This window comes from Streptomyces sp. NA02950 (assembly GCF_013364155.1).
In the GTDB taxonomy this organism is placed as follows: Bacteria; Actinomycetota; Actinomycetes; order Streptomycetales; family Streptomycetaceae; genus Streptomyces.
Window position 1 is genome coordinate 1,302,859 of record NZ_CP054916.1, and the last position, 10,972, is coordinate 1,313,830.

The 10,972-nt window shown below is 70.7% G+C and carries 10 protein-coding genes and 1 pseudogene; 4 read left to right on the forward strand and 7 right to left on the reverse strand.

What is annotated here, in order from left to right:
- Positions 1 to 7: 7 nt before the first annotated feature.
- A pseudogene (locus HUT19_RS05365) lies at positions 8 to 1,524 on the reverse strand (MFS transporter).
- Positions 1,525 to 1,782: 258 nt separating this feature from the next.
- On the opposite strand from HUT19_RS05365, the gene HUT19_RS05370 reads away from it, so the two are divergent.
- Positions 1,783 to 2,655: an undecaprenyl-diphosphate phosphatase gene (locus tag HUT19_RS05370; RefSeq protein ID WP_176179334.1), complete on the forward strand. Its 873-nt coding sequence runs from the start codon at positions 1,783 to 1,785 to the stop codon at positions 2,653 to 2,655.
- A 338-nt stretch (positions 2,656 to 2,993) separates the two neighbouring features.
- On the opposite strand, the gene HUT19_RS05375 is transcribed toward HUT19_RS05370, so the two are convergent.
- From HUT19_RS05375 to HUT19_RS05400, 6 genes are all read right to left on the reverse strand, one after another.
- Positions 2,994 to 3,632, reverse strand: a complete 639-nt coding sequence (locus HUT19_RS05375; protein ID WP_176179335.1) for an HAD family hydrolase — start codon at positions 3,630 to 3,632, stop codon at positions 2,994 to 2,996.
- Positions 3,633 to 3,680: 48 nt separating this feature from the next.
- Positions 3,681 to 4,304, reverse strand: coding sequence for a flavin reductase family protein (locus HUT19_RS05380; protein ID WP_176179336.1), 624 nt, complete (start codon positions 4,302 to 4,304; stop codon positions 3,681 to 3,683).
- A gap of 402 nt (positions 4,305 to 4,706) precedes the next feature.
- Complete coding sequence (locus HUT19_RS05385) at positions 4,707 to 5,138, reverse strand: VOC family protein (protein ID WP_176179337.1); 432 nt, start codon at positions 5,136 to 5,138, stop codon at positions 4,707 to 4,709.
- A complete protein-coding gene (locus HUT19_RS05390; protein ID WP_176179338.1) occupies positions 5,135 to 5,998 on the reverse strand; it encodes a helix-turn-helix transcriptional regulator in 864 nt (287 codons plus the stop codon). The genes HUT19_RS05385 and HUT19_RS05390 overlap by 4 nt, the downstream gene beginning before the upstream one ends.
- 90 nt (positions 5,999 to 6,088) lie before the next feature.
- Positions 6,089 to 6,403 (reverse strand): hypothetical protein, encoded by a 315-nt coding sequence (locus HUT19_RS05395; protein ID WP_176179339.1) that lies wholly within the window; start codon positions 6,401 to 6,403, stop codon positions 6,089 to 6,091.
- A 128-nt stretch (positions 6,404 to 6,531) separates the two neighbouring features.
- On the reverse strand, positions 6,532 to 6,822 hold the full coding sequence (locus tag HUT19_RS05400) for a helix-hairpin-helix domain-containing protein (RefSeq protein WP_176179340.1): 291 nt from the start codon (positions 6,820 to 6,822) through the stop codon (positions 6,532 to 6,534).
- 626 nt (positions 6,823 to 7,448) lie between these two features.
- Here HUT19_RS05400 and HUT19_RS05405 point away from each other — a divergent pair.
- Genes HUT19_RS05405 through HUT19_RS05415 form a run of 3 tightly spaced genes read left to right on the forward strand, consistent with a single transcriptional unit; the run spans position 7,449 to position 10,812 of the window.
- Entirely contained in the window at positions 7,449 to 8,168 is a 720-nt protein-coding gene (locus tag HUT19_RS05405; RefSeq protein WP_176179341.1) for a Tat pathway signal sequence domain protein, read from the forward strand.
- Between the two features lie 14 nt (positions 8,169 to 8,182).
- Complete coding sequence (locus tag HUT19_RS05410; protein ID WP_254885450.1) at positions 8,183 to 9,403, forward strand: copper amine oxidase; 1,221 nt, start codon at positions 8,183 to 8,185, stop codon at positions 9,401 to 9,403.
- A gap of 44 nt (positions 9,404 to 9,447) precedes the next feature.
- On the forward strand, positions 9,448 to 10,812 hold the full coding sequence (locus HUT19_RS05415; RefSeq protein WP_254885451.1) for a serine hydrolase: 1,365 nt from the start codon (positions 9,448 to 9,450) through the stop codon (positions 10,810 to 10,812).
- The last annotated feature ends 160 nt before the right edge of the window (positions 10,813 to 10,972 follow it).

A 10,972-nucleotide genomic window follows, 5' to 3' on the forward strand; every position in this document is an offset into this window, starting at 1 on the left:
CGGAGGGTCAGCCGCCGGTGGCGCCCGTCCCCGCGGCCGGGGGCGCCGCCGCGGCCCGCGCGGACAACGGCTCGGCGATGTCCTCGAGGGAGCGGCGTTCCGCCGGAACGGCCAGGAACGCGGCGATCAGCCCGGCCACCATCATCAGCGACGCCCCGATGCAGAAGGCCAGTACGGTGTCGGCGACCACACCACTCGCCGTGAGATCCGCGAAGATCAGCGGGCCGGTGATCCCTCCCGCCGCGGTACCGATCGCATAGAAGAAGGCGATGGCCAGTGCGCGCGTCTCCATCGGGAAGACCTCGCTCACCGTCAGATAGGCGGAGCTGGCCCCGGCCGAGGCGAAGAAGAGGACCACGCACCAGCAGGCGGTCATCGTCGTCGCGGTGAGCCGGCCCTGGCCGAAGAGCCAGGCAGTGACGAACAGCAGCGCTCCGGAGAGGACATAGGTCCCCGCGATCATCGGCCTGCGGCCGACCGTGTCGAAGAGCTTGCCGAGCAGCAGCGGACCGAGGAAGTTGCCGAAGGCGATGACCGCGAAGAAGTAGCCGGTGACACCGCTGGACACGGAGAAGAACCTCACCAGGATCGAGCCGAAGCCGAAGGTGATCGCGTTGTAGAGGAACGCCTGCCCGATGAAGAGGGCGAGGCCCAGGACCGCGCGCCGGGGGTAGGAGCTGAAGAGCGTCCGGCCGATGTCGACGAAGCCGGTGCTCTTGCGGGTCCGGATGGTGATGGACCGGGCCGGTTCGGGGAGGCGGCGGCCGGTCTCGTCCTCGACGCGCCGTTCGACGTCCGCGACCAGTTGCTCGGCCCCCTCCGACCTGCCGTGGATGAACATCCAGCGCGGGCTCTCCGGGACATGGCGGCGCACCAGGAGGATCACCAGTCCCAGGACCACCCCGAGGGCGAAGGTGAGCCGCCATCCGATGTTCTGCGGGAAGAAGTCGGTGTTCAGCATCAGGACGGACAGCAGCGAGCCGCCCATCGCGCCCAGCCAGAAACTGCCGTTGATGATCAGGTCGACGCGGCCCCGGTACCGGCTGGGGATCAGTTCGTCGATCGCGGAGTTGATGGCCGCGTACTCCCCTCCGATGCCCAGGCCGGTGATGAAGCGGCAGAGGAAGAACCACCAGACGGAGAAGGAGACGGCGGTCAGGGCCGTGGCCGCGAGATAGACCACGAGCGTGATCATGAACAGCTTCTTCCGGCCGTACCGGTCCAGCCGAAGAACAGGGCTCCGCAGCACGCTCCGGCGACATAGAGGGCCGCGGCCATGCCCGTGACCTGGGCATCGGTGATGGGCAGACCGCTGCCGGGCTCGGAGAGCCGGCTGGCGATGTTGCCGACGACGGTCACTTCCAGGCCGTCGAGGATCCATACGGTGCCCAGCCCGATGACGATCATCCAGTGCCAGCGGGACCAGGGCAGCCGGTCCAGCCGCGCCGGAACTTCGGTCGTGACGGTCCCCGCCGCCGCGCGGGCGTACTCGTCCCCTGATGATCCATGCCCGGTCACGGTCATACGGCTCGGCTCCTCGGCAGGTCCTCGGCACCGCGAACGCGGTGTGCCGAGGCGCCGGGTACCCCATGATCAAAGCGATTAACGGGTGAGCGGACCGGGCCCTTGGCCGTCTCTTACCCGGGGACGCTACGCTGCCCCACGAACCCGGTGGTTGATCGTCGACCACCGGCTTCTTCCCGTCGGCCACCCCGCCTGACCCGGTCGTGCCCCGTCACGCACCGGCCAGGGCATGATCAGCCTTTGGATAGCGTAGACGCAATGTCGTGGTTTGAATCTTTCATTCTCGGGCTTGTCCAGGGGCTGACCGAGTTCCTTCCGATTTCTTCCAGTGCCCATCTGCGGCTCACGGCCGCCTTCGCGGGTTGGAACGACCCGGGGCCCGCCTTCACCGCGATCACCCAGATCGGCACCGAGCTCGCGGTGCTCATCTACTTCCGGAAAGACATCGCCCGTATCGTCTCGGCCTGGTTCCGCTCGCTCTACAGCAAGGAACGGCGTTCCGACCACGACGCCCAGATGGGCTGGCTGGTGATCGTCGGATCCATACCCATCGGTGTGCTCGGCATCACGCTCCAGGACCAGATCGAGGGCCCGTTCCGTGATCTGCGGCTGATCGCCACCACCCTCGTGGTCATGGGTGTGGTGCTGGGCTTCGCCGACCGGCGGGCGGCGCGCGACGAATCGGGCGGGCGGCACCGGGTCGCCAAGCAGCGCAAGACGCTCGAGGAACTCGGGGTCAAGGACGGGCTCATATTCGGCGCCTGCCAGGCGATGGCTCTGATCCCGGGCGTCTCCCGGTCGGGAGCGACCATCAGCGGCGGTCTGCTGATGGGTTACACCCGCGAGGCCGCCGCCCGCTACTCCTTTCTCCTCGCCGTACCGGCGGTCCTGGCGTCCGGGCTCTTCGAGCTGAAGGACGCGTCCGAGGGGCACACCTCCTGGGGCCCCACCATCTTCGCAACCGTTATCGCCTTTGTTGTTGGATATGCGGTTATTGCTTGGTTCATGAAGTTCATCTCCACCAAGAGCTTCATGCCGTTCGTGATCTACCGGATCCTGCTGGGTCTGGTCCTCTTCGCCCTGATCGGCTTCGGTGTGCTGAGCGCGCACGCGGCCGAGTCGGCAGGCTGACGTTCCTGACCCCCGTGGCATCGGCGGGGAGACCCGTGACACGGGCAGGGAGATGGGCCGCCGGCCGAGGAGGGAGGAGTCCGGCGGCCCCTTCGCCCAGGTCTGGCGCCCCCTGAGCGGCATGGGAAGAGTCAACCGTCCCGTGGTGCGGGCCGGGAAGGGTGTGCGGTAGATATATGCAAGCACTCTCGCCACACGGGGTGTGAATAGATCACACACCGTGAGTCCCTGCCCCTAGCTGCGCACTTTCTCTTCTTCCTCACGCGTGGCCCTCGTCACGCGCGTCTCTCCTCATGACGCGCGTCTCTCCTCATGCCCGTCCGACGGCACCCGCACGCTCATCCGGCGGCGATGCCGACCAGCTCGTCCAGCGAGTCGATCCGCCAGTCCGCCAGGGCCGCGTCGGCCGTCCCGGCCCACAGATGCCCCCATGGCCCGCGCCGGACATGCGCGGCCCTCAGCCCGGCGGCCTTCGCCGGGCGGATGTCGAACGCCGGACAGTCCCCCACGTACACGGTGCGGTCCGGCGCGCTGCCCGCGAGCTCCAGCACCCGGTGGAAGAATCCGGCCTCGGGCTTGGCGACGCCCCATGTGCCCGAGGTGGCGACGGCGTCGGCCGGCAGCTCCAGCGCCCGCAGCAGCTCGCCCATGCGGACCGTCTGGTTCCCGGCCACCACGACGCGCGCGCCGGTCCCCCGCAGCCGACCGAGCGCGCTCCGGACGTCCGGATACAGATCGGCCTCGGCCAGCCGCTCCCCGCGCCCGGCCGCCTCGCGCGCCCGCCACTCGGCGGCGATGTCGATCCCCGGCTTCAGCAGACGGAGCGCGTCCGCGTCCGCGCGCCCCTGCGCGACGACGGCTCCCACCAGGGCGGAAAGAGTGTGCCGCGGGACACCGAGCCAGTCGGCCCACGCGGCCCAGTGGCGGTCCTCGCGGATGAGGGTCGAGCCGACGTCGAACACGAAGGTCTCCATCACCGGCAGCACCCTACGACCCCACGGCCCTCCCGCCCCGCGGGCGCTCCGTCAGCCCTTGCCTTCACCCCGGCCGGCCGGCCAGTCCGCGTACCGGATCCGGGCGCGGTCCAGCACCTCGCCCGTTGTCCCCCACTCGTTCCTGCCCAGCCGGGCCAGCGGCTTGAGCCGGTCGATCCCGGGGTGCCCGTCGGTCATGACGGCCTCGTCGACCACGGCGTGCACCACCCGCCCGAAGACCACCGTGGAGTCCCCCAGCCCCAGCGTGCCGTGCAGCACACACTCGAGCGCCACCGGCGACGCCGCCACCCGCGGCGGCTTCACCCGCAGACTCGTCTCCTGCTCGATCCCCACCTCCTCGAACTCGCTGACCCCGTGCGGAAAGTCCGTCGCAGTCGCGTTGACCTGCTCGAAGAGCTGCTCGGGGGCGAAGTTCACCACGAACTCGCCGGTCTCCTCGACATTGCGCAGCGAATCCTTCCGCCCGACGGAGGTGAACTGCACGATCGGCGGGGACACACACGAGACGGAGTAGAACGAGTGCGGCGCCAGATTGGCCGTCCCGCCCCCCGACACCGTCGACACCCAGGCGATCGGCCGGGGCACCACGACTGAGGTCAGCAGCTTGTAGAAGGGGGTCCGGTCCATGGCCTCGGGATCAAAGTCGATACGCATGCCGCCCAGTATCCGCGCCCACGCCGGGGAGCCCAACCACGGGCCGCTCCTGCGCTCCCCAGCCACGTCCCGTCTCCACCGCGGAGACGATTTTATTTAGCGTGCAACCATTCCAGCCCCTCACAAGTCCTTCACATGTCGGAGTCAACCTGAGGGGCCATAGGAACGGCCGCGTCACCACCACCCCGACGGTGTTCTCGACAAGCATGTTCTCGACAAGCAGTACGGGACCCAGATGCTCGTCAGCGTCACCCGCATGAGCGAGGACTCGGACATCCTCGCCGAAGACCCCCACTGGACCGGCCCCCTCCAGTAGTCCCGACGCGGTGGGCCGCGGTCTTGACGCCTTGTCGACAATGACGCCTTCCCGGCACCGGGGGCCGGGAAGGCGTCACCCACCCGTCAGTCCTGGCCGCGGGGTTCGCCGGGGTAGGTGCCGAAGGACCAGGTGTTGCCCTCCGGGTCCGCTATCGCGAACTCCCGGCTTCCGTAGGGCTGGTCCTCGATCTCGCGGACGAGCGTCACCCCGGCCGCGGTGAGCCGCGCGTGGAGCGCGTCGACGTGTGCGGTGACGATGTAGGCACCGGAGGTGCCCGGCTGGAGGCATCCCTTCTCGCCGGACGGGTCGTAGGAGCCGAGCATGATCCCGCCGCCCTCGGGCCAGTCGAGCTGGGCGTGGGCGACGCGGTCGCCGTCCCGGTAGACGGCCGTGCGCTGGAAGCCGACCGTGTCGACCAGGAAGTCGATCAGGGCGGGGGCGTCGTGCGCCTGGAAGGTGGGCCAGACATCGGGGGCTCGGAGCTGAGGCTTCTCGGTGGTGTGCGTAGTGTTCATGGGCCCCAGTCTTCGCCGCCGCCATGGGCCCCGGCTTGGATATTCCGGCACTCTTCGGCAAGCCAGGCCGTCGGGCTGACGCCGGTGTACCGGCGGAAGTCGCGGACGAGGTGGGAGTGGTCGTAGTAGCCGCACTCGGCGGCGATACGGGACAGCTCCGGCGGGCGGTGGGCGGCGGCGCGGGCCACCGCGGACCTGGCGTGCTGGAAGCGCATCAGCCGGGCGGCCTGCTTGGGGCCCAGCCCCGTTTCGGCGCGGAACAGGGTGGTCAGCCGGCGCGGGCTGAGCGCCACATGGTCCGCGAGACCGGACAGGGTGCCGGTACCGCGGTGGCGGGCCAGCCAGGCCCATGCCTCGGCGACCTCGGGGCGCACCGCGGTGTGCCGGGTCGCCTCCGCGCGCTGCCGCAGATAGGTGGCGAGGGTGGCGAAGCGTTCGTCCCAGCGGTCCTCGGCGCACATCCGCTCACGCACCTCGGCGGCCTGTGCGCCGAGCAGATCCGTCCCGGAGACCACCAGCTGGGAGGTGAGTTCACCGGCGGGCAGCCCGAGGAGCGCACGGGCGGCCAGGGGATGCAGCGCCAGTTGGACACCCGCCTCGTGGCTGTCCTGGACCACATAGGCCGGGTCCTGGTGCAGCCCGGCGACCACGATGTCGGTCCGCGCGGCGTCGGTGCCGTACGCATGCTCCGGGGTGCGGCCGGTGACGACCGGGCCCTCGAGGGAGAAGATCAGCGTGAGATACGGCGAGGGCAGCCCGCGGTGCAGCGCCGGGAGGACCCCGGCGGAGCGGTAGCCGACCGCGGACACGACCATGCCGTCGAGCCCTGGAGTGGCCCGCACGAACTCGCGGGTGCTCATGGACCCAGTATGGGCCACCGCTCGGCCGCGGGGTCCGGCCCCGGTGCGGCTGGTGGCCGGGTCGTGGCGTACGGACCACGGCCCGGCTCGTCACACCCGCGGGTCCCGGCGCTCCGCCGTGTCCAGCAGCGCGGCGTGTGCCGCCGCCGTCAGCACCGCCGCCGCGAGCACCCAGGGGATCCAGTTGCCGGGGTTGGGCAGCCACGTCCGGCCCAGCGCGACCGGGTAGACGACCGCCGCGTACACCGCGGGGACGGACGGGCGGACGACACCCTTCCGGGCGGCGGCGACGAACAGCGGCGGACCGAGCAGTCCGGCGGAGAACACCACGCCCAGCACCCACAGCACCCGGCTCCGGCGGGTGGCGTAGAAGGGTGCGGTCGTGCGGGCGGGAACGTCGGTCATGGGCCACCTCTCGGCCGTCGGGGCCCACGCGCCCGGGCCGGAACACCGCGCGCGGGAACACCGCGCGAGCGTCGTGGACGGGTGTCGTGGGCGGGGTGGGCATCGTGGATGTGCTTCGAGAAAACGCCTCAACTCGGCCCGTCCCGTTCCGGTTCCGGATGCAGCCGGCTGAGTGCGTGATGGGCCCCGGCGGTGCCGATCCCGTCCAGGCTGAGGAGTTGCCGCGCCGATAAACTGGACAGGAGTTCGAGATTGTCGACGCCGGCCCGCAACAGGGTATTGGCGAGGCGGTGCCCGATTCTGTCGTGGCCGAGCGCGTCGAAGAGTTCACCGCCCTCGCAGGAACATCGGGACTTCCCACCGGGGGACTTGGGCGTGTTCTGCCGGGTGGTGGTGCACGCGGAGCACACATCGATCATCCGGCCATCCTGTCGCGCTCTGGCCCAGCTCATGAGGACCATGGCCTCCCGTACCGCGCTCACGCTGTCGGCCGCGCGAGATGAATGAGTGGCGCCACAGATGTCACATCGAATGATGATCCAATGGCTCATCTGTGCATGATGGCAGACGGTGTGGCAACGGGCTTTCTGCGTAGTCGCTTTCAGTCTCCCCCGCCCGCACCGCATTCCGACCGGAACATGCGTTTCTCACAGTCGCTTGATTACAAAAGCAACTGTTACGCCGCCCGGAGTGGTGAAAGCGTGAGCGGACAGTGGACAGCGGAGAGCCTCGGGGGTGTCCGGGCGAGCCGTCGGAAGCGTCTCGAAACGCGCCGGTACCGGGAGTGCCGACGCCACGGGCACCGGCGACGTAAGCCCGGACGTGAGCGGATCTCACGCGGACGGCGGTTCCCATGCGGACAGCGGACACCCGCCTCCGGACTCATAACCCCGCGGCCCGGGACGGCGATCGCCGTGCTGTCCTCCCGAGCCCCACCCGGGCTCGACCGACCGACAACGGGAACGGCTGGGTGATGAGAAACAACGCCACTCACAACGGTGCGGCCGGTGCGAAAGGCGGCCGGGCACGACGATGGCGAATACCCGTGGCCCTGGGGCTGACGGCGCTGCTGGCCGCCGGGGGCACCGCGGCGGTGAAGGCCACCGGGTCCTCCGCGCCCGGGCACACCCCCGCCCCCGCCGCCGTGATCGCCTCCCACAACGCTCCGCTGACCTCGGAGGAGTCCCGCAAGGCCGCCCGGATCGCCATCGAGCAGGCCACCTCGGGCCGAAAGGCCACCGGCAACGGCCGTGAGGAGAACGCCGCGGGCGCGGCCGGGGCCGAGCTGCTGGACACCCACCGCCCGCCGCGGGCCACGTCGAAGGCCGCGGCGCCGGACGGTGAGGCCGAGGTCCAGCTCTACGACTACGCCTCGGACAGCCTGATCACCCGCCGGGTCGATCTGCGCTCCGGGAAGGTGCTGGCCACGGAACGCCGCCACGGTGTGCAGCCGCCGCCCAGTCTCGCGGAGGCCCGGCAGGCCGTGAAGATCGTCCTCGCCGACCGCCGCCTGGGTCCGGGGATGCGCGCGTCGTACGCGTCCGCGACAAAGAAGAAGCTGACCTCGCCTGCCCAACTCAAGCTCCAGGGCATGGCGTTCCTGGCCGCCCGCGCCGACGGCGTCGAGGGAGCCCGGCAGGTGTCCCGGTGCGGCGCCCACCGATGTATCCAGCTCTTCGTACGCGTTCCGGGTGGCAAGTGGATCGACACCAGCCGCATCGTCATCGATCTGTCGGCCCGGCGCGCCGCCGTCATCGGCCTCTGAGGGGAGCCCCGTTCGTGTTCCGTGTCCTTTGGCGTGCCCGGATGCTCGTGGCCGCCGCGGTTCTGCTGGTGCTGGGGATGCCGGGGCCGGCGTCCGCCGCCCCCCGGGAACCCTCGGCGGCCGCCGACTGCCCCGCGGCCAACCGCGTCGACAAGACCCTGAAGAACGGCGCCCGTTGGCAGATGTGCTGGGATGTCGACCGCAACACCGGTGTGGTGCTGAGCGATGTGACGTACACCCCCCTGCGCGGCACTCCGACCCGGGTGCTGAAGAGCGCGTCGCTGGCCGAGGTGCATGTGCCCTACGACAGTGGGCAGCCGCGTTTCTACGACGTGTCCTCCATCGGCTTCGGCGACCTGGAGCAGGGCACCCTCACCCGGCTGACGAAGAAGGACTGCCCCACGGGGCGGCTCGGGAGCTTCCGGGACACCGCCGTGCTGTGCAGCGAGGAGCAGCCGCGGCCCTTCGCGTACAAGAGCGCGGTGGAGAAGGGGGTGCTGCACGGCAGCGATCTCACCGTCTTCTCGGTATCGGAGATCGGCTGGTACGACTACATCGTCGAGTGGCGCTTCGCCGACGACGGCTCGATCACCCCGAGGGCGGGCGCCACCGGCTCCCTGTCGCCGTTCCAGTTCTCCGACGCGACCAGTGGCTGGCCGACCGGGGTCGGCTCCACCCGGTTCAGCGAGAACCACACGCACAACATCTTCTGGCGGCTGGACTTCGATGTCGACGGGGAGCGGAAGAACGCCGTCGAGCAGTACGACTTCCCCGGCGGCGGCGCCGCGAAGCGCACCACCGAACGCACCGTGCTCTCCCGTGAGACGGCCGCCGACCTCGCACCGACCCGCTTCTGGCGGGTGGTGAACCCGACCGCCGAGAACGCCGACGGCCACCCGAAGTCGTGGGAGATCGACAACCACGAGAGCGACCAGTACCGGGGGCCGGACCACACCGAGGACTTCACCCACCACGACATGTACTTCACCCGCTACCGGGCGTGCGAGCGGCTGGCGTACGGCAACGCCGCGAACTCCTACGGCACCACCGCGTCCGGCTGCGCCGCCTCGGTGGACAGGTTCGTCAACGGTGAGAAGCTCACCGACCCGGTGGCCTGGGTCAGTGTCGACTTCCACCACGTACCCCGGGACGAGGACCAGGACCCCATGCCCACGCACTGGCAGGGCTTCCGGATCGTCCCCCGCGATGTGACCGCCACCAGCCGGCTGCCGTGACCCCCGGCAGACCGTCCGTCCCCTCGTGTGCCAAGGAGTACACCGTGCTGCACCGCTCCGACACCCTCCCCAGAGACGAGCGGCGCCCCAAGGAGCGCCGTCTCCTCGAAGACCGTCTGGCCGCCCTGGCCCGCGCCCACCGGGTGCCGGGCGCCCAACTCGCCGTGTACGACGGCGGGTTCACACTCGCCGTGGAGACCGGTGTGCTGGACACGGACACCGCGGAGCCGTTCACCGCCGGGGCGGCGGTGCCCATCGGCTCGATCACCAAGTGCTACACCGCGACGGTGGTGATGCTGCTGGTGGCCGACGGCGACGTGGAGCTCGACGACCAGCTCGGCGACCACGTACCGGAGCTGCGGCGGGCCGGACCGCCGTGCACGGTGCGCCAGGTGCTCAGCCACACCGCCGGGCTGCCGTCCGGCCCCGACTCCGACCAGGTGGCCGCGCTGACCGCGTCGCGCTATCTGCTGGACCACTGCACCGACCGGAGCCTGGTGATGGCGCCCGGCACCGACTTCTCCTACTCCAACGCCGGGTATGTGGCGGCGGGCCGGCTCATCGAGACGGTCACCGGGATGAGCTGGGCGGAGGCCATACGGTCGGTCCTGCTGGAACCGCTGGGCACCGTGCCGTGCTTCGTCGGCGCCACCGGCACCGCGCGCCGTCCGGTGGCGCTCGGCCACGCGGGCAACACGGCCACGGGCAGAACCCGGCCGGTGCGCCAGAACCTCGCCCCGGCGGAGGCCGCGGCCGGGGCCCTCGCGGCCAGTGCCCTCGATCTGGTGGCGCTGGCCCGGGTGCACACCGGCGACGGTCCGCCGGGGCTGCTGCCTCCGGAGCTGGCGGCGCGGGTGCGCCGTCCGGTGTCCGGCGCCGATCCCGGTGTGCTCGCCGACGGCTGGGGCCTGGGGTTCGCGCTGTTCCGGCGGGACGACACCCTGTGGTTCGGCCACGACGGCAACGCCCAGGGGACCTCCTGCCATCTGCGGGCGGATCCGGTCAGCGGTGCCGTGGTCGCGTTCACCAGCAACGCGAGCGGTGGCACCGAGCTGTGGCACGAACTCGCCGACGGGCTCGAGGACATCACCGGGATCCGGGTGCCCGCCACCCCGGCCCGCCCGGCCGCGGCCAGCCCGATGGCAGCGACGGCCCAGTGCACCGGGATCTATCTCAACGGCGACATCGAGTACCAGGTGACGATGAGCGACAGCGGCGGTCTCGCGCTGTCCGTGGACGGCGATCTGCCCGCTCCCCTGGTCTGTCACGAGGACCTCACCTGTGACCTGGTGGACCCGTCCTCCGGGCGCCGGATCCCCGGTGGCCGCTTCGTACGCGATCCGCGGACCGGCGCGGTCGACCGCATTCAGCTCTCGGGCCGGATGGCCCGCAAGAACGCCCTGGTCTGAGCTCCGGCGTCCGGTCCTCCCCACACCGGACCTCCCCACCGGACCTCCCCACCGCGGCGGACTCCCCCACGCTCACCGCCCAGGCCGCGCGGCACCCCGTCCCCCTCCCCGCCCGATCACCGCTCCGAAGGGCAGCCCCATCATGATGGACCGCCACGAG

What these genes read in the sequence shown, in the direction of transcription:
- HUT19_RS05400 (WP_176179340.1), bottom strand. Translation starts at nt 6,822, where the DNA reads ATGATCGATGTGTGCTCCGCGTGCACCACCACCCGGCAGAACACGCCC.
- HUT19_RS05380 (WP_176179336.1), bottom strand. Translation starts at nt 4,304, where the DNA reads ATGCGTATCGACTTTGATCCCGAGGCCATGGACCGGACCCCCTTCTAC.
- HUT19_RS05390 (WP_176179338.1), bottom strand. Translation starts at nt 5,998, where the DNA reads ATGAGCACCCGCGAGTTCGTGCGGGCCACTCCAGGGCTCGACGGCATG.
- HUT19_RS05370 (WP_176179334.1), top strand. Translation starts at nt 1,783, where the DNA reads ATGTCGTGGTTTGAATCTTTCATTCTCGGGCTTGTCCAGGGGCTGACC.
- HUT19_RS05395 (WP_176179339.1), bottom strand. Translation starts at nt 6,403, where the DNA reads ATGACCGACGTTCCCGCCCGCACGACCGCACCCTTCTACGCCACCCGC.
- HUT19_RS05385 (WP_176179337.1), bottom strand. Translation starts at nt 5,138, where the DNA reads ATGAACACTACGCACACCACCGAGAAGCCTCAGCTCCGAGCCCCCGAT.